At 62.2% G+C, this 23,829-nt stretch carries 32 protein-coding genes; 9 read left to right on the top strand and 23 right to left on the bottom strand.

Annotated elements, in window-relative coordinates:
• Nucleotides 1–41 precede the first annotated feature (41 nt).
• Together FMA36_RS06965 and FMA36_RS06960 are read right to left on the bottom strand one after the other, a co-directional pair.
• Nucleotides 42–653 carry a hypothetical protein gene (locus tag FMA36_RS06965; RefSeq protein WP_206065217.1) on the bottom strand — a complete coding sequence of 204 codons (612 nt, stop codon included), beginning with the start codon at nt 651–653 and terminating at the stop codon, nt 42–44.
• A complete protein-coding gene (locus tag FMA36_RS06960) occupies nt 650–856 on the bottom strand; it encodes a hypothetical protein (protein ID WP_159261736.1) in 207 nt (68 codons plus the stop codon). The genes FMA36_RS06965 and FMA36_RS06960 overlap by 4 nt, the downstream gene beginning before the upstream one ends.
• A gap of 114 nt (nt 857–970) precedes the next feature.
• On the opposite strand from FMA36_RS06960, the gene FMA36_RS06955 reads away from it, so the two are divergent.
• The gene (locus tag FMA36_RS06955; RefSeq protein ID WP_159261735.1) at nt 971–1,891 is read left to right on the top strand and encodes a hypothetical protein; all 921 of its coding nucleotides are present in this window, start codon (nt 971–973) and stop codon (nt 1,889–1,891) included.
• A 112-nt stretch (nt 1,892–2,003) separates the two neighbouring features.
• On the opposite strand, the gene FMA36_RS06950 is transcribed toward FMA36_RS06955, so the two are convergent.
• Both FMA36_RS06950 and FMA36_RS06945 read right to left on the bottom strand, forming a co-directional pair.
• On the bottom strand, nt 2,004–2,372 hold the full coding sequence (locus FMA36_RS06950; protein ID WP_159261734.1) for a hypothetical protein: 369 nt from the start codon (nt 2,370–2,372) through the stop codon (nt 2,004–2,006).
• 95 nt (nt 2,373–2,467) lie between these two features.
• On the bottom strand, nt 2,468–2,908 hold the full coding sequence (locus tag FMA36_RS06945) for a surface-adhesin E family protein (protein WP_240906512.1): 441 nt from the start codon (nt 2,906–2,908) through the stop codon (nt 2,468–2,470).
• Between the two features lie 170 nt (nt 2,909–3,078).
• Between FMA36_RS06945 and FMA36_RS06940 the strand changes: the two genes are divergently transcribed.
• Together FMA36_RS06940 and FMA36_RS19165 are read left to right on the top strand one after the other, a co-directional pair.
• Nucleotides 3,079–4,269, top strand: coding sequence for an aldose epimerase family protein (locus FMA36_RS06940; RefSeq protein WP_159261732.1), 1,191 nt, complete (start codon nt 3,079–3,081; stop codon nt 4,267–4,269).
• Nucleotides 4,270–4,350: 81 nt separating this feature from the next.
• Nucleotides 4,351–4,524, top strand: coding sequence for a hypothetical protein (locus tag FMA36_RS19165; protein ID WP_167518018.1), 174 nt, complete (start codon nt 4,351–4,353; stop codon nt 4,522–4,524).
• A 22-nt stretch (nt 4,525–4,546) separates the two neighbouring features.
• Here FMA36_RS19165 and FMA36_RS06935 read toward each other — a convergent pair whose 3' ends face one another.
• Nucleotides 4,547–4,738, bottom strand: coding sequence for a hypothetical protein (locus FMA36_RS06935; RefSeq protein ID WP_078525976.1), 192 nt, complete (start codon nt 4,736–4,738; stop codon nt 4,547–4,549).
• Nucleotides 4,739–5,111: 373 nt separating this feature from the next.
• Entirely contained in the window at nt 5,112–5,288 is a 177-nt protein-coding gene (locus tag FMA36_RS19160; RefSeq protein WP_167518017.1) for a hypothetical protein, read from the bottom strand.
• 178 nt (nt 5,289–5,466) lie between these two features.
• Here FMA36_RS19160 and FMA36_RS19155 point away from each other — a divergent pair, with 178 nt between their 5' ends.
• Nucleotides 5,467–5,628 (top strand): hypothetical protein, encoded by a 162-nt coding sequence (locus FMA36_RS19155; RefSeq protein WP_167518016.1) that lies wholly within the window; start codon nt 5,467–5,469, stop codon nt 5,626–5,628.
• Nucleotides 5,629–5,718: 90 nt separating this feature from the next.
• Here FMA36_RS19155 and FMA36_RS06930 read toward each other — a convergent pair whose 3' ends face one another.
• Nucleotides 5,719–6,243 (bottom strand): phosphate-starvation-inducible PsiE family protein, encoded by a 525-nt coding sequence (locus tag FMA36_RS06930; protein WP_240906511.1) that lies wholly within the window; start codon nt 6,241–6,243, stop codon nt 5,719–5,721.
• A 206-nt stretch (nt 6,244–6,449) separates the two neighbouring features.
• Between FMA36_RS06930 and FMA36_RS19150 the strand changes: the two genes are divergently transcribed.
• On the top strand, nt 6,450–6,626 hold the full coding sequence (locus tag FMA36_RS19150) for a hypothetical protein (RefSeq protein WP_167518015.1): 177 nt from the start codon (nt 6,450–6,452) through the stop codon (nt 6,624–6,626).
• 211 nt (nt 6,627–6,837) lie between these two features.
• Here FMA36_RS19150 and FMA36_RS19145 read toward each other — a convergent pair whose 3' ends face one another.
• The 4 genes from FMA36_RS19145 to FMA36_RS06910 form a co-directional block, all read right to left on the bottom strand.
• Nucleotides 6,838–7,335, bottom strand: a complete 498-nt coding sequence (locus FMA36_RS19145; protein ID WP_167518014.1) for a hypothetical protein — start codon at nt 7,333–7,335, stop codon at nt 6,838–6,840.
• Between the two features lie 81 nt (nt 7,336–7,416).
• Complete coding sequence (locus FMA36_RS06920) at nt 7,417–7,749, bottom strand: DMT family transporter (protein ID WP_159261731.1); 333 nt, start codon at nt 7,747–7,749, stop codon at nt 7,417–7,419.
• Nucleotides 7,750–7,752: 3 nt separating this feature from the next.
• Entirely contained in the window at nt 7,753–7,956 is a 204-nt protein-coding gene (locus FMA36_RS06915) for a hypothetical protein (protein ID WP_240906510.1), read from the bottom strand.
• Nucleotides 7,957–8,276: 320 nt separating this feature from the next.
• Nucleotides 8,277–9,359: a restriction endonuclease gene (locus FMA36_RS06910; RefSeq protein ID WP_159261730.1), complete on the bottom strand. Its 1,083-nt coding sequence runs from the start codon at nt 9,357–9,359 to the stop codon at nt 8,277–8,279.
• Nucleotides 9,360–9,431: 72 nt separating this feature from the next.
• On the opposite strand from FMA36_RS06910, the gene FMA36_RS06905 reads away from it, so the two are divergent.
• Together FMA36_RS06905 and FMA36_RS06900 are read left to right on the top strand one after the other, a co-directional pair.
• A complete protein-coding gene (locus tag FMA36_RS06905) occupies nt 9,432–10,073 on the top strand; it encodes a GDSL-type esterase/lipase family protein (RefSeq protein WP_346766526.1) in 642 nt (213 codons plus the stop codon).
• A 97-nt stretch (nt 10,074–10,170) separates the two neighbouring features.
• Complete coding sequence (locus tag FMA36_RS06900) at nt 10,171–10,566, top strand: hypothetical protein (protein WP_159261729.1); 396 nt, start codon at nt 10,171–10,173, stop codon at nt 10,564–10,566.
• A 104-nt stretch (nt 10,567–10,670) separates the two neighbouring features.
• Here the strand turns inward: FMA36_RS06900 and FMA36_RS06895 are convergent, their stop codons facing one another.
• Nucleotides 10,671–12,326 (bottom strand): phosphoethanolamine transferase, encoded by a 1,656-nt coding sequence (locus FMA36_RS06895; RefSeq protein ID WP_159261728.1) that lies wholly within the window; start codon nt 12,324–12,326, stop codon nt 10,671–10,673.
• A gap of 232 nt (nt 12,327–12,558) precedes the next feature.
• On the opposite strand from FMA36_RS06895, the gene FMA36_RS06890 reads away from it, so the two are divergent.
• Nucleotides 12,559–13,779 carry an NADP-dependent isocitrate dehydrogenase gene (locus FMA36_RS06890; protein WP_159261727.1) on the top strand — a complete coding sequence of 407 codons (1,221 nt, stop codon included), beginning with the start codon at nt 12,559–12,561 and terminating at the stop codon, nt 13,777–13,779.
• 100 nt (nt 13,780–13,879) lie between these two features.
• On the opposite strand, the gene FMA36_RS06885 is transcribed toward FMA36_RS06890, so the two are convergent.
• The gene (locus FMA36_RS06885) at nt 13,880–15,139 is read right to left on the bottom strand and encodes a dicarboxylate/amino acid:cation symporter (RefSeq protein WP_159261726.1); all 1,260 of its coding nucleotides are present in this window, start codon (nt 15,137–15,139) and stop codon (nt 13,880–13,882) included.
• Nucleotides 15,140–16,121: 982 nt separating this feature from the next.
• On the opposite strand from FMA36_RS06885, the gene FMA36_RS06880 reads away from it, so the two are divergent.
• Nucleotides 16,122–16,610: an Rrf2 family transcriptional regulator gene (locus FMA36_RS06880; protein ID WP_159263711.1), complete on the top strand. Its 489-nt coding sequence runs from the start codon at nt 16,122–16,124 to the stop codon at nt 16,608–16,610.
• Nucleotides 16,611–16,619: 9 nt separating this feature from the next.
• On the opposite strand, the gene FMA36_RS06875 is transcribed toward FMA36_RS06880, so the two are convergent.
• The 10 genes from FMA36_RS06875 to FMA36_RS06830 form a co-directional block, all read right to left on the bottom strand.
• Entirely contained in the window at nt 16,620–17,207 is a 588-nt protein-coding gene (locus tag FMA36_RS06875; protein WP_159261725.1) for a DedA family protein, read from the bottom strand.
• Nucleotides 17,208–17,577: 370 nt separating this feature from the next.
• The gene (locus FMA36_RS06870; protein ID WP_159261724.1) at nt 17,578–18,102 is read right to left on the bottom strand and encodes a hypothetical protein; all 525 of its coding nucleotides are present in this window, start codon (nt 18,100–18,102) and stop codon (nt 17,578–17,580) included.
• A 21-nt stretch (nt 18,103–18,123) separates the two neighbouring features.
• The gene (gene bluB / locus FMA36_RS06865) at nt 18,124–18,768 is read right to left on the bottom strand and encodes a 5,6-dimethylbenzimidazole synthase (protein WP_159261723.1); all 645 of its coding nucleotides are present in this window, start codon (nt 18,766–18,768) and stop codon (nt 18,124–18,126) included.
• A gap of 13 nt (nt 18,769–18,781) precedes the next feature.
• The gene (locus tag FMA36_RS06860) at nt 18,782–19,420 is read right to left on the bottom strand and encodes a hypothetical protein (RefSeq protein WP_240906509.1); all 639 of its coding nucleotides are present in this window, start codon (nt 19,418–19,420) and stop codon (nt 18,782–18,784) included.
• Nucleotides 19,421–19,534: 114 nt separating this feature from the next.
• Entirely contained in the window at nt 19,535–19,762 is a 228-nt protein-coding gene (locus FMA36_RS06855; protein ID WP_206065213.1) for a hypothetical protein, read from the bottom strand.
• Nucleotides 19,763–19,949: 187 nt separating this feature from the next.
• Complete coding sequence (locus FMA36_RS06850; protein ID WP_159261722.1) at nt 19,950–20,819, bottom strand: aldose 1-epimerase family protein; 870 nt, start codon at nt 20,817–20,819, stop codon at nt 19,950–19,952.
• Between the two features lie 61 nt (nt 20,820–20,880).
• Nucleotides 20,881–21,384, bottom strand: coding sequence for a hypothetical protein (locus FMA36_RS06845; RefSeq protein ID WP_240906508.1), 504 nt, complete (start codon nt 21,382–21,384; stop codon nt 20,881–20,883).
• Between the two features lie 179 nt (nt 21,385–21,563).
• The gene (locus tag FMA36_RS06840; RefSeq protein ID WP_159261721.1) at nt 21,564–22,001 is read right to left on the bottom strand and encodes a CHRD domain-containing protein; all 438 of its coding nucleotides are present in this window, start codon (nt 21,999–22,001) and stop codon (nt 21,564–21,566) included.
• A 168-nt stretch (nt 22,002–22,169) separates the two neighbouring features.
• Entirely contained in the window at nt 22,170–22,307 is a 138-nt protein-coding gene (locus FMA36_RS06835; protein ID WP_159261720.1) for a hypothetical protein, read from the bottom strand.
• A gap of 329 nt (nt 22,308–22,636) precedes the next feature.
• Nucleotides 22,637–23,638, bottom strand: coding sequence for an SDR family oxidoreductase (locus FMA36_RS06830; RefSeq protein WP_276612608.1), 1,002 nt, complete (start codon nt 23,636–23,638; stop codon nt 22,637–22,639).
• Nucleotides 23,639–23,829 lie beyond the last annotated feature (191 nt).

Genomic DNA, 23,829 nt, shown 5'->3' with positions numbered 1-23,829 from the left:
GCAACGTGCGGGCAGCCATGCATGCGCGGCTGGACGGACGATCAGAACGGCGAGGATTTCTGCCCGGCACCCTGACCCAGATCGGCAAAATGCTGGGTTTCCGCGCAGCCGCGAAAGCGGTCAAGCACAGGAACGCTGCCCGCAAGATTGACGCTGAGCGGCGGCTGATCCCCAAAGCGCACCACTGCAAGGTGCTGGTGGGCCATGGCGTCGAGCAGGCTGGTCATGTCAGCGGCGGGCAGGTTTGCAGCCAGCGTCGTGGCATCATTGGCCTGCATGTGAAAGACATGCGTATAGGCACCGACCGTTACCGTCATGTCGCCTTTTTCGCCATTGGCCAGGGTCCAGTGATCATCCGCACTGCGCACCTGCAGCGAGTCGGCATCGGCGCGGAACATCAGGATCTCGCTTTCCGACCCGGCAATGCACAGGTCGGTATGCACCCCGGCATCAGGCGTGTGATGGATGGCGACCCAGCCGCCGCCATGTTCATCAACGAGCATCTGCGACGGGCTGGGGCTGCTGTTTTCATCCTGCGGCTGCATGGCCACCGGCATGGCATGCGCCGTGCTGTCATAGGACTGCGCCCAGGCCCCGCCCGGCAGGGCAAGACAGGTGAGGCAACCCAGAAGAACCTTAAGTTTCGTGCTCACTTTGCGACAATCCCATTTTGCAACAAGGACCGACGAATCGGAATGGTGGACGATTTCAGCATCACCCTGGCGTGATGTTGACATATATTGTCATAATTATGGATAAGGAAAGGGGCCTGCCCGCCCTGCGACAAAGCATGTCTCTCCACCCAGCCGATGCCTGCCATGCAGGCGCGCATAATAATACTAAAGAAGATTTTCATTTTCGCGTCCGGACACGGCCGCCGTGCGTGCGCGGCATTGGCCTGCGGGCGCGGGGCCGTTATCATGCGGCTCCCACACACTGTTTTTTCATGGATCTGGAAGGAAAAGCCGGGATGCGCCTGTTACCTGCTGCCATCCTGGCAATCGGAACCCTTTGCGCCACCACACAGGCGCGCGCCGCCGATCCGGACTGGATCTTTGCCAATAGCGGCCCCGGCGGCCAGCCCATGATCATATCGCATCAGGGCACGCTTGATGTGATGTTCTACCGCTCGGCCAGCGGCACGCTGGGCATTGCCTTTCACCAGCGTCATGGCAAGTACCGCAACCCCAAGGGCGTGGAAACCGCCATGGCGATGATCGGCAAATTCACCGTGGCCCTCCAGACCTTTCTGACCGGCCAGAAATGGGACACGGCGGGCGGCGATCTCAAGCCCGACACCGTGCCGGACATGGTCAACGCGCTGAAAAACGCCAGCACCGGCGCGCTCATTCCTTTCGAGCATGATCCCATTGCGTTTTCGCTCAAGGGCGCGATGCCAGCGCTTGAGGATCTGGCCCATTACGCAAGGGCCCATGGCGAGAGCCTGCCGCCCCCGCTGCAACCAGCCGCAGCCGCTCCCCCCGCCCAGCCGGGGCTGGACATAGAAAAACTGGCCCACCACCCGTATGACACCCAGCACGGGCGCAAGATGGCGCTGCCGCAATACGACATTGCCGCCAACTGCGACCGCGCCCATGTGGAAATGCTCGATACGGACGGCGAATGCGTCAGCGCCGAGCAGAAAAGCCAGGCCGCACTGAGTGCGCAATGGACCGGCTACGACAGCGACCTGCGCGGGGCGTGCCTGTCTCTGGTCAATGATCCGGGCCGGCTGGAAAAATATCAGGCCCTGCTCATGTGCCTCTCGCGCTATCAGGATGACCGGCGGCAGTGGCAACTCGTATCGGGTTCGAGCGGCAGCGATGACATCCTGCCCGCCAAGAACGCGGCCCCGGCTGCAACAGGACAAACTCCTGACCACAAACAATAAAAGTTTTTGGTGAAGCTTTTTTCAAAAAGCTTCAGAAGAACACTGCCTGTTTAAAAAAGACCATAAGCCGGGAGGAGGCATGCAACCTGCGCGCGGGCCAGCCGTTGACTGGTCAGTTCGCCGCATTGTCGCGCCGCAGCGCCTGTATGAAAAAGATCACGCCGCTGAGCAGCAACCCGAACAGAATGACCAGCGGCTGCACGTAAAGCACCACCAGCACCACGAAAAGCACAAGAAGGGAGCTGTATTTCAGCTTGCGGTCTTCACTTGAGAACAGGTCGATAAACCCGTCTGAAATCAGGCGCAGGGCGGATTCGCCACCTGCCGGGGTCACGCTCAGCCCCTGCTGCTCCAGGCGCTGCATGAAGGCGCGGGCCTGCTCGCGGGCGGCGGGAGTAGGAGCCGGGGCTGCCGCATCCCCCTCCAGAGCTGTTGCCACGGCGTCAATCACATGACTGTCCACAGTCGCCTGATCGCTCATTTTTATCTGTTCCCTAAGCCATGTGGTGCGTAAGCCCGTGGCTCTTCCACCCGTTTATCCACATTATTTACCGTTTTATCCACAGGAACGGAGACTCATTCCCCTTCGCCATGCGCAGCCTTGCCACAGGCAATGCGGCGTCCGTCGCGCAGGGAAGGGTCAACCGTCATTTCGCCACGCGGTACCGGGCCATCGGCAATGCGGTGGCCGGTGCCCATATGTCCTGACCAGGTGGAATAGGCCAGTGTGCGATAGGTATCGCCCGCACAGTTATAGACGACAGAAAACCGCACCGAGGCAAAAGGCAGCCCGTGACGGATCATGTCCTCATCAAAATCCTGGATGAAGGTGGCAGAGGAATGGGTGCCACGCGCCTGCACCGAAGCGAGGTCGATATATTCGTTCACCTTGTTCTGGTACGGCGGCAGTTTCTGCAGGTTTGCCGCCACATGCGGGGCGGGAGAGGAAGCAGGTTCCTGCGCCAGTGCCGCCCGCGCGCTGCCCGTCAGGCCAGTACAGGCGAGTCCTCCGGCCATCACTGCCAACACTACCCTGTATCCCATTGTCTCCCTTTCATATGCATGTGCGATGCCCATGCATGCCAGACCCTACATCACGACACTGTTTTGCAGGATCATGCCAAGAGCGGCAAGATAAACCACCCGCAAACACGTCGCATATCGCTTCGCACTGACAGGACGCCGCCATGCAGGCCCTTTTTTCACGCACGCACGCCGCCCTGTTCGTAGCTGGCATGCTCATGGCCGGAACGGTCATGGCGGCGCAGCCCCTGCCCGCGCCCACCCTGACCCGTGCGCCGTTTGGCGCAACGCCCGATGGGCAGCAGGTGGAGCAGTTCACCCTGACCAATGCACATGGCATGCGCGTGCAGGTGCTGAGTTATGGCGGCATCATTTCCACTATCGAGGCGCCAGACCGTAACGGCCATGTCGATGACGTGGTGCTGGGCTTCCCCACGCTGGCAGGCTACACGGTGGACAGCGCGAAGGGCGGCCTGTTTTTTGGCGCGACGGTAGGCCGCGTAGCCAACCGCATTGCCAACGGCACTTTCGTGCTTGAGGGCCGACGCTACCATATTCCGCCCACCAAGGGCACGACCGCGCTCCATGGTGGCCGAAGGGGGTTTGACAAACAGGTCTGGACCGTGGAGGGCACGGACCTTGAGGCAGATACCGCCAGCGTGACCCTGAAGCTTGTCAGCCCCGACGGGCAGGAAGGTTTTCCCGGCACGCTGACCACGCATGTCACGTTCGCGCTCAACACGCGCAATGAGCTTTCGCTGCATTACCGCGCCACGACGGACCGGCCTACGGTGGTCAACCTGACCAACCACAGCTACTTCAACCTGAGCGGCGAAGGCAGCGGCACGGTGGAAAACCACGTGCTCCAGCTCAATGCCGATGCCTATACACCCACCGATGCCAACGCGCTGCCGCTCGGCACCATTGCCCCGGTGGCAGGCACGGCGCTCGATTTCCGCACGCCCCACCGCATCGGCGCGCGCCTGCGCGACAGCATGCCCCAGATGCTTTATGCCCATGGTTATGACCAGAACTGGGTTATCAACCGCGCCCATGCCGCAACACCGGTGCCTGCGGCCCGGTTGCGTGATCCGGCATCGGGCCGGGTGCTTGAGGTGCTGACCACCCAACCCGGCATGCAGGTTTATACGGCCAATTCCCTCGATGGCGCCTATGCCGGGCCTTCAGGCCGCACGTACCGGCAGGGCGATGGCATAGCGCTCGAAACCCAGCATTATCCCGACAGCCCCAACCACCCGGACTTCCCTTCGATCGAACTCCGCCCGGGCCAGACATATGATGAAACGACCATCTACCGTTTTGGCGTGGAACCGGTTTCAGCCTCGGCCCCTTAAAGATACGGGGAAAGGCTTTGATTCCGGCAGCAATATCCTTACATACCTCGCCATATCGTGATCGAAGGACGCAAACCCTCAATGAAAAAATTTACCGTTCTGCTGCTTCTTGCAGGCCTGGCAGCCTGCCAGGCCGGCCACCCGCCCAGCGATTCCGACCAGAGCGGCGGCGTGGGCGGCATGACCGGCTCGCCCGGCCAGGACTCACCTGATGACGGACCGGGCGGCTCAGGCGGCCCCGGCATGGGCAATTAGGTCCAGACGCCCCGGCGGGCGCTCAGTCGCGCCCGCCACTTATGTTGATGATCCCCAGCCCCAGCAGGCCAAGCCCCGCAAGTCCTTCGGCCACCATCCATGAGATGGGGCCAATGCCATCAGCCGTCATGCCGCGCACCAGCACGCCCACGCTGCCCATCATCAGCAGCAGGGACACGATGGTCCCCCATTTCACAATTTTGCTGCGGTTCATCAAATCTCTTCGCTGTCTGTCTGGTTCCCGTAAGGGCCGGTTTTCGTACTTCTATCACCATGTGGGCGCAACCGTCCAAACACGGCATGCGCGGCGGCAATGCGCCTGCCGCGCAACGGCGCGTTACTCATGCAGATGTGATACCCGCCCCGCCCACTTTCATGCTTGCATTTCGTTACAGGCATTACAGGGTGGTCCATTGGCCCGCTCTGTTTGCACAAAAGCATTAAAGGAGCACGGCCATGCAGATACTGACAGCCCCCGCACCTGGCGCCGAATGGTCTAGCCGCATGATGGATCTGATGCGGACCTGCATGGCCTATCCATACGCCTTCCTGCGCCTGTGGGATGGAGACTGACCACACGCCCGCCGCTATTCGTGGCGCAGGTCGCTGGCCGAGAACCAGGCATCATTGCCGGTGCTGTCATTACGCACGCGCACCTGCCCGTTTTCTATCATCTCCACGATGGTACCCTTGAAGCCACGCTGTTCAGGCTTAACCGCCGCATCATCCTTCACCACCACGATATCGCCGTCCTTGAAATCCATCAGGCCTTCTCCTTTCCCTCATGCGCGTTGAAATCCCTGTGCGCATCATGCCAGCGCCCCTGTGCACTGCAAGCCACTGATCTGCCACGGCATACCACATCCGCGCAAAAAACAGGTTGCGCCAGCCCGAACGCATTCCGACATGAACGGGAACCACATTTTTTAATGGAGCCAGTTCATGCCCGCAGATCATCACATGCCCTCCACCACCGACCTTGAGCGTGAACTCGAGCAGGTGCGTCGTGACCATGCCATCGCGCTGAAGGATCGACCCGAGCATGCCCATGCGCTTGCCGCGCGCATGAAAAAGCTTGAGGACGACCTCGCCCGTGCAAAATAAGACCTGAAAAGATAAAAGTTTCTGGCGAAGCTTTTTCCAAAAAGCTTCGTAAAGAACACCGCCCTGTTAAAAAGGCGGTGCCCGAAAGCTTTATTCTTCTGGCGTGACCGGTGCCGCAGCAGCGGGCATCGGGGCACGCACCAGCCAGTAGACAATGCCCAGCGACAGCACGGCGGCCGAGAGGGCCAGCAGTTCCATTACATCGACTTCCTTGAGATCGATGACGATGAACTTGCGCACCGTAGCCAGCATGCCGATCAGCAGCACCGAGCGCATGCGGATCATGCTGTGAGGCTGCGCATCGGGCAGCACCAGAATGGAATGCTTGAACTCAAGGGCGATCAGCACGGTAAAGAACATGCCGAAAATGCCCTGCAGCACTTCGGGGCTGGTCGGGTTCAGCCCCGAGGTCAGCACCATGCGCCCCACCGCCACCACCACATGCACAAGCGACGTGCCCGCGATCACCACGATCAGCAGGGTCAGGATGAGCATCACCCCCTCCTCGAACAGGTCGAACAGGCGGGCCATCTGAAAGAAACCGGGCAGGCGCTTCATCATATGCGGGGCAGTATCCTGGCTGGAGCGGCGCGGGCTGCAATCATGCCGTGCCATGAAAGGCAGCCCTTGTAACAAGCTTACCCCGCCCTGTGCAAAACCGGCAGCAGGCCCCCTGTATCAACCGCCACCATGTCAAGATTGCGTGGCGGCATCCTGCCATGCAGGGCCGGGTCTGGATGATGGCCCCGCGCCACCCCATTTATGATGGAACGGACACCACGTGTGTCCCTGATACACAACAAGACGAACAGGATGCCATCATGAGCAAAGCCGTAGCGACCGGACCCGACGCACAGGGCAAATTCTCGATCGAAATCAACATTGGTGGCCTGACTGGTGCCATTGCCGGGTTCAGCTCCAAGATGGAAGCGGAAGACTACGCAACCTCGCTGCTGCGCCGCGTCAAGGAACTCGCCAAGGCCGACGGCCTGAAATAAGCACGCAGGCTGGCCGGGATGGGGCGGGCCTTGTCCTCTCCCCCGGCCATATTCCTTTCCGCATGGCGGGAAAGGGTTGAGGAAAGCAGCGTTTTCCAAAGCTTTCTGAAAAAAACTTCACCAGAGACTTCTTTGCGTGAAAAAACAGGACCACGGTTTCCCCACGCCCTTGCATGCGCGTGAAAAGACCGGAACAGTCGCCTTAGTGCACTCATATGCGCCCCGCAGGCTCAGGCCCTGCCCCCGCAATGACAATAAGGACGATCTGCCCATGAAAAAACTGACCCGATCCCTCTGCGTGCTGGCCATGGCCAGTGGGCTGAGTGCGTGCGTGGATGGCCCGCGCGGCGGCTATTATGGTGGATATGGCGGCTACGGTTATGGTTACGGTGGCGGCGGCTACTACAATGGCTATGGCGATTATTATGGCGGCGCACCGGCATATATAGGTCGTGGCGGTGGTGGCCCCCGCGGCCCCCGTGGCGGCGGCTTTGGCGGCGGCCCGCGCCGGGGTGGTGGCGGTGGCCCCCCCATGGGGAGAGGACCGCACGGCGATCATGGTGGCGGCTTCGGTGGGGGCGGCTTTGGTGGCGGTGGGCACGGACCTGGAGGAGGCGGCCATGGCCCCGGTGGTCCGGGTGGCGGTCCAGGTGGTGGCGGTGGTCATGGTCCCGGCGGGGGTGGGGGCCATCACCGCTGAGCGTGACATGGGCTGGCTCCTTGCGGAGTCGGCCTTTTTTAATGAACAGCATTCATCAAAGCTTTTTGAAAAAAGCTTCACCAGAAACGTTTATCCGTGCTGCCCAGCCCCTGAAAGCAGGTTCATGACCAGCACGCCGCACACGATCAGGGTCATGCCCGCAATGGCGGCCAGATCGAGCTTCTGCCCCAGTAGCACGCGGCAGACCAGTGTAATGAGCACCGTGCCAATGCCCGACCAGATGGCATAGGCCACACCGGTGGGAATAACCCGCAGTGCCAGCGACAGCGCATAGAACGCCACCCCATACCCCACCACCGTCACGCAGGATGGCCCCACACGCGTAAAGCCGTTGGACAGGGTCAGGCAGAACGTAGCCGTCACCTCCGCCACGATGGCGATGATCAGATAACAATACGCCACCCCTCACTCCCCTGCGGGCGACGTGGCGCGTGGGGGCAGGCCGCGCAGGCGGGCCCGTGGCGCGCGTGGCGGCGGGGGTGTTTCATCGCGAATCGCTACGGCGTTCTGTCCTTTGGCCTGCAGGGCGGCGGCAAAGCGCTGCACGTGTGTCCATTGTGCTCCCGCATAGAGTTCACGTCCGTCCAGCAGTACCCGATGTCGTTTCAAGCCCTGATCCTGTCCTGTTTCGTTCCTCCCTAGAGATGGGGATGGCGGCCATGAGGTGCAACAGCGGCACAAAATGCGACCCTTTTTCAAGAAACCTTCGCTTTTGCGAAACGATTCATGTATGAAGAGGATAGGAGGTATGATCCATGAGCAACTCTGCACGTATGATCGCCCATCTGCTGATTACGGTCAGGCTGAGCACGCGTAATCGTCCTTCTCCCACAGTTTCGCAGCCCACGAAGGACTGACCGCCTCTCCCGCAGGGCGGGGCGCGCGAGAGGGCAGACAGGTCCGTGTCATGTTATGACACAATATGTCCGTCACGCCTTCTTTCGCGCCCGCGCCAGCCGGGCGGCAAAGGCAGGCAGTTCATCGTGATGCAGCAGGAACACATTGTTGGACCGCGCAAGCTGCCGGGCCGGAATCGTGTAATCCGCATTCGAGACCACGGCCGCCACATCGGCATGATAATGCAGGCGGGCGGCGGCAATCTGCTGCACGGCCTCATTGCCCACGGCGTTGCGGTACAGCTTGCACTGCACCACCAGCCTGACATGGCCATGCACGGCAATGACATCCGCCCCCTGGTCGCCGCCCGGCGGGGTGGCATGCGCATCCCAGCCACAGGCCCGCAGGCGGGCCGCGCAGTACCGCTCATAGGCAATGGGGTCCATATCTGGTGAAAAGCCATCCGCAGGCGCGCTGCCAGAAGGGGACTGACGCGCCACCTGATCGATCAGCACCAGCACGCGCCGGGCCAGGGCAGGCCATGTTGCGGCCAGCCTTTTGCCACGCAGGGCGGGCTGGATGATCGTCCTGACGAATTCCGCCTGCTCACGCTCCCACTTCGCGGTGCGCTCCACCCCATAACTGTTGAACTGCACCAGTTGGCGGCGGCGGATGCGCAGGGCCTCGGCATGATGGCACACCAGTTGCCCGCACAGCCGCCACGCGCGCCTGCGCCGCCACGATCGGCCGCCGTAGCGCAGCACAGGCCACAGCACCATCGCCACACCGCCCGCCAGTACCAACCGCCATACTCCTGATGGCGGTGCTACGTGTGCTGCACCCGCTACGCTCACGTTACTTGCTGCAAAATATAAAGGCGCCTCATCCCGCCGCACCGGCAGGGGGCGCAACCGTGCCACAGTGCCATCGTCGCGCGTGCCCAGTAATTGCCACGTTCCCGCCCCGTCAACGCGCTGGCAATGCAGTTGGGCCAGCGCCTGCGCATAGGCAATGGCAGGCATGGAAAGAGGCAGTTCCCCCACCCGGCGCATGTTGGCAGCCTGCGTGCACCCTATGGCGGCAGGGGCTACGTGATAGGGTGTGGGGGCTGCCAACGTGGATGCGGGGACCAGTAGAAGCCACAAGCCCAACCATGGCGTGATGCCTGCCCGCATTTGTGTTCCTGCTCCCCTGCATTCGTGGCGGGAGCAGTCTAAAACATGAGAACAAAATAAGAAAGTAGAGAAATGCCAGTGCCTTCGCACCGGGTCGGAGCCTATCATGTCCGTATGCGACTCTGCTTTATCGGTGACAGCTACGTCACGGGAACGGGCGATGAAACCTGCCAGGGCTGGGCCGGTCGGCTTTGCGCGCTTGAGGGGCAGGCCGGACATGATCTCACCCTCTACAACCTTGGCATAAGGGGCCAGACCAGCCACGACATCGCGCTGCGCTGGCAGGGAGAAGCGCTCGCACGCCTGCATGGGCGGAATGATGGCGGCATTGTCCTGTCCTTCGGGGCCAATGATGCCGTGGCTGATGCCGCAGGCCAGCCCCGGCTGGCACTACAGGACAGCCTGCACGCCACCGAGCGGATCCTGCGCGTTGCCCGCACCAGATGGCCAACCCTGATGATCGGCCCCCCGCCCGTGGGGCAGCCCGGCTCCGACCGGCGCACCCGCGTGCTGGAACAGGCGATGGCGGCCTTGTGCAGCCAGGCAGGCGTGCCCTTCCTGTCCGTATGGGCGCCGCTGCTGGACAGTGCCGCATGGTGTGGCGGGATTGCACAGGGCGACGGGTTGCACCCCGGTGGGGCGGGCTATGCCGTACTGGCCCGGCTCGTGCAGGGCTGGCCCGCCTGGCGGGATCTGATGGCCGCGCCACCATAGGCACGCATATTCCCATTCCCCTTGGCAGTAACAGGCATTATGGCCACATAAGGCGCGCAGCCCCGTGCCGCGCTTTTTCGAATGAAGGCATACAGACATGAACAAGATCATCACCTGTGCCCTGCTGGGCGTGCTGGCCGCCACCAGCGTGCCCGCCGCCCGCGCCGACGTGCCCGAGGCGGAACTGAACTCGCTCTATATCCGCCCCGAGGTGCAGCTTGCCGCCCCGGCGCTGACATTTCCCAACTATCCGGTAGTCGATGCCTGCACCACCGAGTTTGGCGATGAGGTGACCAATGCCTGCGTCACTGCGGAGAAGGAGCGCGCCCTGGTGCTGCAACCTGCGTGGGAGGAATACAAGGACAGCGACAAGATCGCCTGCCAGGAGGACGTGACCCATATCCGCCACATCCAGCTCTATCGCGATCTGGCCTACTGCCTGGACAAGCGCCGCTATGACGCCTGGCGCAAGGACCACCCCAACGGGAAGTAAATAAAGACTGCAAGTTTCCGGTGCCGCCTTTTTTCAAAAAAGGCGGCGTTCCTTTAAAGCTTTTTGAAAAAAGCTTCATCACAAACTTCCTCAGTCATGAGCGGTTAATCGCGCGCGATGTGGCAGGCCGGGTCGTCATGGCTGTGATCGTAATCCACGTTCTGGTTAGCGGCCCCATCGCCATGCACGATCCGGCGCGGGTGGACAGGCGCGGCTGAGAGCACCGACAGGTTGCGCTCCAGCCCCACATAGGCCAGCCCCGCCGCCTCAAGCACGCTGGCTGGCATGCTGGCCAGCGTAAACGGCGCATGCACGTTGGCACGCGCGGCCTGCATGGCCGAGACGTGGGTGGCCTGCCAGCCGGGCGAGGCCCAGAAATAGAGCGGCACTTCATAGGCCGCGCGCACATCACCATGCGTGGGAATGCCGCCCGTGCATTCATTCACCCGCACCCCATGGTCCGGCACGTAAAACAGGGCAGATTCGCCCCCATGCGCCTGCAGGCTGGCCTGCACATGGGCGAGGATATGGTCGGTATAGGCAATGCTGTTGTCATACGCGCTGCCCAGATGGGCAAAGCCCGGAGGCGAACGGTCCGCCGCATTCTCGTGGCTGCCAAACAGATGCAGCACGATCAGCACCGGCCCCTGCGCCCCGGCAACGGCCTGATCGAACACCGGCAGCATCCGCTCATCAAGCACGGGCCGGCTCATCACGCCGCCCTGCACGGTGGTGTAAGCGATATGGTGCGCCTGCTCCGAATAAGCGCCGATCACGCTGTCATACGGGCCAAGGCGAGGGTGATTGCTGATCCACCACGTATCGAACCCCGCCGCGTTGAATACCGAGACAAGGTCATGCCCCGGCGCAGCTCCCGGCCGCAGCCGGTCATAGCCTGACAGGATGACCGGCACGGCACCCACAGTGTAGTCAAAGGGGGTGACCACGTTGTCAAAGCGCAGCAGGCCGGGCAGTTGATCCATCTCGGGCGTGGTGGGCAGGGCGTAGCCAAAGCCGTGATGGTGATCGCGGCGCGCGCTCTCGCCAATAACCAGCACGATCACCTGCTTCGCATCGGTTGCGGGCGGAGTCAGGAAATTGACCGGCTCGTGGCTGATGCGCCGCGCCATGGCGGTTACGCGCCATGTCTCGCGCCTTGCCGCCGCATAGCCGGTCAGCAGGCTCCACGGCCAGGCACGGTCAAAGCGGGCATGGATGGCCACCAGCGGGTTCTCCGTGCCCCCGCGGGTGGGCGGCAGGCTGTGCCACAGCCGTATGACCGGCACCACCGTCAGCACCACCAGCACCGCCACCCCGCCCCAGCGCCACCAGGCAGGGCACTGCGCCACCGCCCCACGCGGACGCAACAGGTAAAGTGCGGCCAGCCCGGACCAGAACACCGCCCACGCGCACAGCCAGGGCAGCACCGGGGCGACATAGCCCATCACCACCGGCACCGAGCAGTAGAACAGGATCAGCCATAACGGATAACCCGGCGGTACCCCGCTGATATGGATGTAATACAACGCGCCCGGCAGCAGCACGACGGCAGGCAGCAAAGCCGCCAGCAGCACCCGCCTGCTGTTGAAGGCAAGGGCAATCACCCCCCACAGCATGAGCGCGCGCACAATGCCCTGCAACGCCGTGCAGGCGGGCAGCAATGCCAGCACAGCCATCAGCCCCAGCAGCGCATCGGGCCATGCCTGCCGCCATGAGCGCGGCCGATGCAGAAACCTGCGTGCGGGGGGAAGCCTGTTCATTTCACCTTCATGCCACGCGTGCGGACAGGCGGGTAGACCCGCGCGCAATGGCGGCGAACGGCCACGCGCCGCAGGGCTGGCACGTTTGTGAACGAACCGGCATGCGGCAATGCTTTTTATCATCCGGGCACGCGCCTAATAATGCGGGCCGCCGGGAGGGCCCGCGCAGACGGGCGCCACAAAAAAAACACCCTTCAAAAAACCAGATTTAACAAAGGCACACAGACGTACCATGGCAAAGATCAAGGTCAAGAATCCCGTTGTCGAAATAGATGGCGACGAGATGACCCGCATCATCTGGCACTTCATCCGCGAGCGGCTGATCCTGCCCTATCTCGATATCGACCTGAAATATTATGACCTCGGCATCACCCACCGCGACGAGACCGATGACCGCGTGACGGTGGAAGCCGCCGAGGCCGTGCGCCGCTACGGCGTGGGCGTGAAATGCGCCACCATCACCCCCGATGAGGACCGGGTGAAGGAGTTTGGCCTCAAAAAGATGTGGCGTTCGCCCAACGGCACCATCCGCAACATCCTTGATGGCACCATCTTCCGCGAGCCGATCATCTGCACCAACGTGCCACGCCTCGTGCCGCACTGGACCCAGCCCATCGTGATCGGCCGCCATGCCTATGGCGATATCTACCGCGCGGCCGAAACGCGCATTCCCGGCCCAGGCAAGGTCACGCTGCGCTACACCCCCGCTGATGGCGGCCCCGAGCAGGTGCTGGACGTGCATGACTTCAAGGGTCCCGGCGTGGCGCTGGGCATGCACAACACCCGCGCCTCGATCGAGGGCTTCGCCCGTGCCTCGCTGGCCTATGGGCGCGACCGCAAACTCCCGGTTTACCTCTCCACCAAGAACACCATCCTCAAGGCCTATGACGGCATGTTCAAGGATGTGTTCCAGGAGGTGTACGAGCGTGAGTTCAAGGCTGAATTCGAAAAGCTGGGCCTGACCTACGAGCACCGCCTGATCGATGACATGGTGGCCTGCGCACTGAAGTGGAAGGGCGGCTACGTCTGGGCGTGCAAGAACTATGATGGCGACGTGGAAAGCGACATCGTGGCCCAGGGCTTCGGCAGCCTTGGCCTGATGACCTCGGTGCTGCTCAACCCCACGGGCGACGTGGTCGAGGCCGAAGCCGCCCATGGCACCGTGACCCGCCACTTCCGCGAGCACCAGAAAGGGCGGCCGACGAGCACCAACCCCATTGCCTCGATCTTTGCCTGGACACGTGGCCTGGCCTATCGTGGCAAATTCGATGACACGCCCGATGTCACCCACTTCGCCCACACGCTCGAGCGCGTCTGCATCGAGACGGTGGAAGGCGGGCAGATGACCAAGGACCTCGCCCTGCTCGTAGGCAAGGACACCAAATGGCTCGACACCCAGCCTTTCCTTGACGTGCTGGATGAAAAGCTGCGCGCGGCGCTGGCAAAAGCATAAAACAGGAGTTTTTGGATGCCGCCTTTTTTCAAAAAGGCGACGTTCTTCTGAAGCTTTTTGAAAAAAGCTTCACCAAAAACTTTTCACACACAGGAGGGGGTTATGCCCCCTCCTCCAGCGCGTGATCGGCCAGTTCGCCCTCCCACCGGGCGGCGACGGCGGCGGCATAGCCATTGCCCAGCACGTTGGTGGCCGTGCGCGCCATGTCGAGAAAGTGGTCAATGCCCAGGATCAGCGCCAGTCCCGCCTCGGGCAGGCCGAACTGCGGCATGACGGCGGCCAGCGTGACCAGAGCCGCGCGCGGCACGCCCGCAATGCCCTTGCTGCTCAGCATCATCACCAGCACCATCGCGATCTGCTGGCCTATGGGGATGTGGATGCCATAGGCCTGCGCGATGAACAGCGCGCCAAAGGACTGGAACAGCACCGAGCCATCAAGATTGAAGCTGTAGCCCAGCGGCAGCACGAAGCCGCTGATGCGGTCAGGCACGCCAAAAAGCTCCAGCCGCTCGACGAGCAGCGGATAGACGGCCTCGCTGCTTGCCGTGGCAAAGCCAAGCAGGATGGGCTGGAGCAGCAGCTTCGCCAGTGCGAACACGCGCCTGCCCAGCACACAGAAGGTCATGGCGGTCAGCAGCACCCACAGCACGCCCAGCGTGCCGTAGAACTTGCACAGAAACACGCCAAACATGCCCAGAATGCCAATGCCGCTATGGGCCACGCTGCCCATGACCGACCCGAACACGGCCACGGGGGCAGCATACATCACCATATCGGTCACGCGCAGCATGATGCGGGCGAGTTCGGCCGTCCAGGGCAGGATCATGCGCTGCGCCCCCTTGCCCGCCGCGGGCAGTGCAAGGCCAAACAGGACAGAGAACACCACGATCTGCAGGATGTCGTTGCGGCCCATGGCATCAAAAATGCTGGTGGGCACCACATGCAGCATGAACTCGACCGGATCGAAATGCGCATGCGCAAGCCCCAGATCACCAGCGGCAGTAGGCACGGTAAAGCCGACCCCGGGCTGAAGCAGGTTGGCGGCAAGCAGGCCGGTTATGAGCGACAGAAAGGAGGCGACGATGAACCACAGCAGGATGCGCCCCCCGATGCGCAGCACCTGCGTGCCATCACCAAGGCTGCCAATGCCCGACACAAGAGTGGCAAAAACAAGCGGGGCAATGATCATGCGCACAAGGCGCAGGAACAGCCCCGTCAGCAGGGTGGCGCAGCGGCTGGCGGCCTCGGCCGCAGCCGGGCCCGCCGCATGCAGCCCCAGCCCCACGACCACACCCAGCAGCAGCGCGACCACAATGGCGCGCGTGCGCCCGCTGGCATTACGTTTTCCGGGCTTGGCCAAATCAAAAATCCTGCTGCCATTAATCAGAAGATAACGCCGGAAGTAACGCACGCACCCCCGGTTTTGCAAGGTAGACGCGCAACCTCCCCCTCCTGATCGGACGCACAGGCAGGGCCAATATAAAAAACTGCCATACCCATACCCCCCTACCCTTTTGAATAGAATGCGATTATAGAGATATTGCCGTGTAATCATGCACCCGATGCATGATTTCCCCCATGACCCGTAGGGCGCACCAAGACGGGACATGGGAGAATAAAGCGGATGGGCATACGTGCAGGATGGCCCGCCATGGGTCGGAGCCTCACCTGCCTGTGCTCAATGCGTCGCCACAGGCCAGGCTGGATGGCATGGATCAGACGCGAGGGCAGCGGTGTTGTCCTTATGGTTTCTCTCCTGCCCGGCGTGAGAGAGGGATGCGAATCGTATTTCAGGCTACGGGCCTGCGCAGAGTCCTGCCGCGAATGGTGGCAGGGTGTGCCTGTTTTTGGCAGTTTTCCTTAAATTTTTTAATATTATCTCACTGCAGGGGCACCTGGGCTGTGCCCGTACCAGCCCCCGGTGGGCGCATGAAACCGCGCGTTCTGCCGCCGGCCAGGGCCGCTGCTTATTGCTCACCCTAATCACGCGCATGTTGAAAGCGTGTGTCAGCCTCCCCTCTTTCTCAGTAGCAGGGCATGGGGAGCAACGAGAGGCTTTAGGAATTAAACTACTGAAAAATTTAATTTTATTTATGGAAAAATGTCTTTTTCTCATACCAGAACGCGAACCGGATCTGCTTAATGGAATAGAGGCAGAATGATGGTTGTTATCTGTTACTTCAATCACATTACCGTGATACTATAGCACCGAATTTGTCGCCTTTAAGAGCAATCAAGGCCCTAAAACCAAGGGTTGGAGAGGATTGCACCCATTAATATGCATTTATTATGCAATTTATAGAGGTCTGTTTCTGGTCATTCACGCCATGCTAGCTATCGGTATGCGCCTGACCCTGCACACCGATTATGCCTTACGTACGTTGTTATACATGGGACTGCATGCCGACAGGCGTGTCTCGATCCATGAGATAGCCAGCGCGTATGACATTTCTGAAAATCACCTCGTCAAGGTCATTCACCGACTGTCGCGCCTTGGGCTGGTTGATGCGCGGCGTGGTCGTGGTGGTGGCCTTGTTCTTGGCCATGCCCCTGAGGATATCCGCATTGGCGATGTCGTGCGCCAGACCGAGGATGACCTGCAGCTGGTCCATTGCGAACCCAGCCACCCCGATGGCAACTGCTGCATCCTGTCAGAGATGTGCAAGCTGCGCGGCGTACTCTCTACTGCGCTCAGCGCCTTTATGAGCGTGCTGGATTCAACAACGCTGGCCGACCTGCTGCCAGATCATGAACGCCCGCATCTGCTTACCCGTCTGCCCGGCCCGGCCCAGGTGCAACAGACGCAGCAGCCGCTGGCCAAAAGCGCCTGACCACAGCGCTCAGGCAGCCTGCGTTCCGCCCGCCGCGTTTTCCGCCTCGGCCTCACGCAGGGCCTGCGCGGTCAAACGCTGTTCATTGCGGCGCAGGAACACCGCACTCGCCACAAGCCCCGCTGCCACCGCAATACCAAGCCCGATACTCGCCGGCCCCGATACCTGCGTGACCTTGCGCCCCAGGTAATACGCCCCCGTGGCATACCCCCCAGCCCAGCACAGGCCGCCCAGCGCATTAAAGATCATGAAGCGCGGCCAGGGCATGTGATTGGCCCCAGCCAGCAACGCCACGAAAACACGCAGCAGGGCGATGAAACGCCCGAAAAACACGATGCCACTGCCATGATGGCGGAACAGGAAGCGGCCGAGCAGCAGCCTCTGCGGCGTAAGCTTGATGCGGCTACCATATTTCTGCAGCAGCGGCAGGCCCACGCGGCGCCCGATCATGTAACCGATATTATCGCCAATGACGGCACCCATCACGGCGGCAAGGGCCACCCAGCGGATATCAAGCCGGTGGGTGGCGGCGCAATAGACGGAGGCAGAAATGATCAGCGTCTCGGCAGGCAGCGGCAGGCCCATGCTTTCCAGCATGACAATGAAGGTAATGACCCCATAGCCATAATGCTGGAACAGGTGTTCAAAATGGTGCAGCAGCGTTCAGTCCTCCGTGCCGGGCAGGTCGTCATGATTTCTTAGCGGAACATAGACAGGGCACGCCCGGGCCAGATACGCGATACGGAACCGCAAGGCGCTCCCACCCCCGGCCTGAAATCCGGTCGGTACAATGGGTGAAACAGCCGCCGGGCAAAACCGGATTTAACGAATATCTGCCACCCGTTTTTTCAACCATCCGTGACGCTGGCCACAATACCGCCCCCCTGATACGGGCCAGCCCCATGTAACCGCACCATGAATACAGACAAACCGGCAGCGTTGGCCCATTCTTCGGTGCGCCTGCCGCTCATGCGCGCAAGCAGAGCCGCTCCTTTACAAACGCGATATCAGCGCGTGATGTCAGCTCCAGCACCGCATCATCGTAACCGGACAGGTCTTCGGCCAGCCAGTCATGGCCGGGACGGTGGCGGTGGCGGTGGCGGTGGCGGTGCATCTTCCACACAACGGCCTGCCGCGTGCTGGCCGCCATTCGGCTTTTCGAGATCATGCACACAAGGCCATCACGCCTGTCCTGCTGCTTTTCCCATAACGCAAAGACCGCATCGGACAACATAAGGGCGGCCAGCAGCACATGGGTCCGGTACCAGTCTTCCACATACACGGAATTGACCCAGCATTCCCGCCCCGTCTCATCAAGGCCGGACAGGCCTGCGGGCAATGCCGTGCGCGCGCGGCAATAGGCCAGATAGACGCATCCCCCTTCGCGCAGTATACCCGCACCCAGCACCGGGGCGAAACGACGCGCCACGCGCAGCGTGGTAAAGGCGGACACACGGGCCAGGGCGCGCAGCATCCGCTCATTGGCACGCATGAGTAACTTCCCGCCTGCGGCCTAGCGCCGGATCCATTGCCGCCGCTCGGGCGCGCGGCGTTCCCACCCGCGCCGCTCCAGCTCGGGGGTGCTTGCGGGGGCTGCGGGGTAGCCCACGCACAGATAGGCCACGAGTTCGAGTGCAGGGTCCATCTCCAGCACGGCCGCAATCCGCTCGGGGTCGATGATCGAGACCCAGCCCACCCCCACCCCTGCCGCGGTCGCCGCCAGCCAGAAGGTATGGATGGCCATGACGGTGGACCAGGTGGTGGTCTGCGGCATGGTCGCCCGCCCCAGTCCGCGCCCCTGCGCGGGATCGGGGTGCGAGAACACGGCCACATGGTGGGGCGCATCATCCAGCCCGGCCAGTTTCAGCCGCGCATAGCGCTGGGCATCCGGCCCGTCACGATCGGCCAGGGCGGCCTCGTTGCAGCGGGTAAAATCAGCGCGGACTGCCGCCCGCCGGGCCGCGTCATCCACGCGCACGAAACGCCACGGCTCGCTCAGCCCGACCGAGGGCGCAAGGCAGGCCGTGCGCAGCAGGTCATCAAGCACGGATTCGGGCACCGGGTCAGGGCGGAAATGGCGCACATCACGCCGCCAGCGCAGCAGGTCGCGCAGCTGGTCCATGAACAGGGTTGAAAATTCCGGCTGGGTGGTGGTCATGCCTGTTTGTGGTTCATCGCAGCCCGTCTGTCACCCCCGGCCCCTCATCGCCCGCTTCGGGCAGGCCCGCGACGGTGGGCTGGGATGGGGGAATGCCTTCCTCCTGGGTTACGGGCGTGGCGTAGGCGGGGTCTTCACTGAACTGGGCCGAGACTTCCTTGATCTCGTCAAAGCTGGCCTTGTACCAGTCCACCTGCGTCATGGTGTGGCTGCGCACGACAAAGCTGAGGAAGGTCGGCTCGGACACGGCATAGCCATACAGAGCATCATCCTGCCCCGCCCGGTTGCGGAACATGAACCGGCAGGTCGCCGCATCGGTATAACGCAGGAAGGTATGGTAGATGATGGTCGGCACGATCTCGTGCATGGCCTGGCCGATATAGTATTCAGGCCGTTTGTTGATGAGCTCTGTGGTGGCGTTATCGAGAATGCCCTCGTTTTCGAGAGCGGTGGCGCTCTGGGCAAAACGGGTTGGGTTGACGCGCACCGTCACCTCGCAGCGCCGCACATGGTAGGCGGAGGAAACCGTAATACCGAATTTCTCGTAATCCGGCATTTTGTTGAAGGCGGTCGTCGCCGCCCCGGCAATGCCCCCATGCGCCAGCATGGCAAGGCCAATTCCCCCCATGCAGTTCAACATGCGCCTGTGCATCACCCTGTGCCTTCCTGTCTGCCCGCGCCATACGGCACCTATGAATATGGCGGCACACCGTAATGCGCCGCCATACACAATATCACAGAACTGGCCTGCCCGCAGGCAGCGCGTTCAGGCCCGGTCCCAGCCGCGCAGCGCGAGCAGCGAGGGACCACCTTCCATGCCGCAATGGCAGCCAGAGGGCACGGCCACGCTGGGCAGCGTGGCGAGCAGCATCATCCCCTGCTTACGATAGGCCGCACCCACCCACGCACTCACGCGCTGACGGAAGGAACGGATCGGGAGGGAAGGGGAAGACGGGGAAAATCCCACGACGGGGACAGGAGAAAAACTACGCATCAAGGCGTTTCCCGTGAGCCTAGCGGGCGATACTGCCGCATGCTGCTCCTGTTGCTCTACTACGCCGCAACCAACGCCTTGCACATCCGATATTTTCGCAGATTTACGGGCCGATCCATGCTGTTTTCGCAAGGCTTATTCCGGCAGGTGTTGCGCGGAAAATACACCCGCCGGAACCCCGCCCCGCTCAGATGCAGCCGACCTGCCAGCCTGCCCGCCATTCCTGCCCCGGCTGGAGGTGGAACACGCCGGGACGGGCAGAAAAATCACCGCTGAAACCCACCGGGCTGGCAATGCCATGCCACGGCTCGATGCACAGGAAATCACCGCCCGGCTTCATCCACAGGCCCAGATAGGGAAAGCCCTCCCATGCCAGCCGCAGGCCCGGCCCGTCGGGGATGTGGTAGGTCAGGCCGTGGCTGGCCAACTGGTCGAGAATCAGTGCATCGGGCGCAAACAGGGCCTCGTCAAGCGCCAGCGTGCGGCCCTTTACCGGGGTAGGCAGGACCTCGGGCAGCAGCAGGCCATTTTGCAGGCGGCGGATGGGGGCGGGTTCAGGCGCATCAAAGGTAATGACATGCCGGTTCTTGGGCACGTCGGGAGCGAGCGGCCAGATGAAGGCCGGATGCGCGCCAAGCGAGGCCGGCAGCACGCGCGCGCGATCGGGGTTGGTCACGCAGTAGCGCACCGACAGGGTACCGTGCTCGATCCGGTATTCGATGACGAGGCTGAAGGCGAAGGGGAACATCTTGTGCGTCTCGTCCGTATCGACGAGTTCGAGGCGGCAGCCGGTCTCGTCACGCGTCAGCCAGCGGAAGGTACAGTCACGCGCAAAGCCATGCTGGGTCATGCGGTAGGGCTTGCCCTCTACCCAGGCGGTATCATCAACCAGTCGCCCCACGATGGGGAACAGCACCGGCGACTGCCGCTGCCACGGCGCCCCCCCGCCCCATAGCAGGTCACGCCCGCCCGCGCGCAGGGCGCACAGTTCGGCCCCCTTTGCATGCACGCTGGCGGCAAGGCGGCCATCGCCAAAAGTATGGGTATTGTCTGTCATGCTGGCGGCTCCATCAGGTTTCATGATGGAGCCTACCATGCACGATCAGGGTGTTCCCTGCCTATTGGTGTGATGCAGGGCTGGTGGCCGGAACTGCGGCGGGCGCGGGTGTCGCTGCAGGCTGCTGCTGCGCGGGCAGCGTGGTGCCGGGGTTGAGCCGCACGGTCAGGCGCTCGACCGAGAAGGCAAGGCGCGCGCCGCTGCTCGTGGAGGTGAATTTGATATAGATGCCGTTATTGTTTTCCATGACGGCACCGCCCTTGCCAGCCCCCACCGTGGCCTCGCCCTGAACGGACCAGTACGTGCCTTCGATATCCTGCACGCGGTACAGGTTATAGACGGTGCCGACGGCTTTGGTGCGCGAAAAACCGATGGCCGCCCCCGAGCCACCACGAATGCGGAAGGGATAGTCATGCCCCTCGAAGGTCAGCACGCCCTTGCCCCAGGATACACCCGCCCCGACATCCGCCGCTGAAATGGCGAAGGTGATCGTTCCCGTATGGTCACCAAGCGCATCCGCCGCGCGGGCATGGGCGCACAGCGGACCAAAACCGGACAGGGACATAACAGCCGCGGTAACGGCCACACATGCTAGGCGCAAAAGCAAACTCCCTGACTTCTGGCGAGATGTGTCGCCCGGCTCCATGAAGGATTGGCATGGCTTCCATGCCATAACGCCAACAGTGCCGCACAAATAGCAGCCATGCAAACCCTATCATGGACTTTATGCCAGGCGGGTCCGCTTTACGGCCTGGCGGGCGGGGTCAGGCGCTCGATCTGGGCGCGCGCCTCGCCATTGGGCAGGGCAGCGGTGTGCAGGTTGACGTAAACCTGCCCATTCTGCAGCGCCTGCGCCTGCTCGGCCGAGAGCAGCACCGAGCCGTGCTGGCCGGATTTGTAGGGACTGGGAATGGGCACGAGCACGCCCGCCTCCTCGCCTGCCGGGGCCGGGCCATGGAAATGCGCAGCCGTAACCGGGCCGCTCAGCCCGCTCCATGTAATGACATACTTCACGAGGTTGGTGCGCGTATTCAGCGCCGCCTCGACCTTGCCCTCGGGCTGGGATGTCGCGCCATGTTCGCCTGCAAAATGCCCTTCAAAACGCACGACCGACGCCAGCGCGGGCGAGGCGAAGGCAACACTGGCCACGACGAGGGCTGGCAGGGCAGAAAAACGGATCATCTCTCTCTCCAGTGCGGGGTATGGCCCGCATGTCTTGTTCCGGTTTTTATAAGGGATTCGTAACGTGAATGCGTATCACATGCATGAACCCGGAAGCAGCGCAACACAAATCCCTGTAGGGCCATGACGTTGCCAGACACTTAAAAAAGGGGTGCCGTGATGCTCTTTTCAGATATCCAGCGGGCGGGGCCGTTCCATCCAGCGCGTGTCGGGAATGAGCCATCCGGCAAGGCGCCGGTAGCACAGGCTGCGACGGGGCCATAACAGGCCCGCAAGGCCCGGCGTGGTGACGTTCTGATCGGTCATCCTGTCATCCCCTTTTTCCATCAAGAGATTGCCTGAAAAGGCAGACCTGATAGTGCCCTGAAATGATGAAAGTTTTGGGTGAAGCTTTTTGAAAAAAGCTTCAAAAGACAACACCCGAAAACTTTTCTTATTTCTTATCAAAGAGTTGTTTCAAACAATCTCCTGGCAGAAGCGTGTCACCACGGATGGGAGTCCGATATGAAACGCCCGGCATCGGTAATCATGCCAATGGCGAAGTAACACGCCGCAACACCAAGCAGCATCAGCAGGGCAGGCAGGATCATGCGCATGTTTCTCCTGTGCCACCACGCGCTGTGCTGCGCAAGGTTTCAGCCCACCCCTGTGCCGCCCGAGGCCGCATAGACCTGCCCGGTGATGTAGCTTGCCTCCGATGAGGCCAGGAGTACATAGATCGGCGCGATTTCCGCCGGCTGGCCTGCACGGCCCATCGGGGTTTCGCCGCCGAAATTGTGGATGTTCTCCTCCGTCTGCCCGCCACTGATCTGCAGCGCGGTCCAGAACGGGCCGGGGGCCACGGCGTTGACGCGAATGCCCTTGTGCACCATCTGCTTGGCCAGCGACTTGACGAAAGCGACAATGGCCCCCTTGGTCGCGGAATAATCCAGCAGGATCTCCGATGGGCTGAACGCATTGACCGAGGCCGTGGCAATGATCGCGGCCCCGCGCGGCATGAGCGGAATGGCCGCGCGGCTCAGGTGGAACAGGGCATAGATATTGGTGCGGAAAGTCTCGTCGAACTGCTCGTCGGTAATATCAAGAATACTGGCCTGATGGCGCTGCCGGCCTGCGTTGCTGACCAGTATGTCCAGCCCCCCGAGTTCATCATGCGCGCGCTGGACCAGCTGGGCGCAGTATTTGCTGTCACGCAGATCACCGGGGAGGGCAACCGCCTTGCGCCCGGCCTCGCGGATGAGTGCTACGACCTCGCGCGCGTCGGGTTCCTCCTGCGGCAGGTAGGCTATGGCCACGTCCGCGCCCTCGCGGGCATAGGCAATGGCGGCAGCACGGCCGAGACCGGAATCACCCCCCGTAATCAGTGCCTTGCGCCCGGCCAGCCGGCCCGAGCCGCGGTAGCTTGTCTCGCCATGGTCGGGGCGGGGGTTCATCTTGCCCGCAAGGCCGGGCCAGGGCTGTGACTGCTCGGGAAAGGGCGGGCGGGGATAGGCGTTTTCGGGGTCGACCAGCGGCGGACGAGGGGCGGCCATTTCGGCTGCCTGCGCCCGGCTGGAGGCCGCCGCTGCCGTTACAAGGCCCGCCGCTGCTGCCAGCACGGTGCGGCGGGAGGAGGCAATATGGCTGTCATCTGGCATGGCGCAGGCTCCGTATCTGTGACAGGGGTGCGGGTGGCCCCGCAGTTACAGATCAGAACAGTGCATCTGCCGCGCGGTTGCATGCGGGGTGGGGTTTGTAACCGTCCGGTGCCAGGGGGCGCTCCGTAAAAATTCCATCTGGTCAGTATGTTACACATGGAAAGATGCCGCCTTTTTGAAAAAAGGCGGCA

Origin of the sequence: Komagataeibacter xylinus, from assembly GCF_009834365.1 — a bacterium.
In the GTDB taxonomy this organism is placed as follows: domain Bacteria; phylum Pseudomonadota; class Alphaproteobacteria; order Acetobacterales; family Acetobacteraceae; genus Komagataeibacter; species Komagataeibacter xylinus_D.
This window is presented reverse-complemented; position numbering and strand designations above follow the sequence as displayed.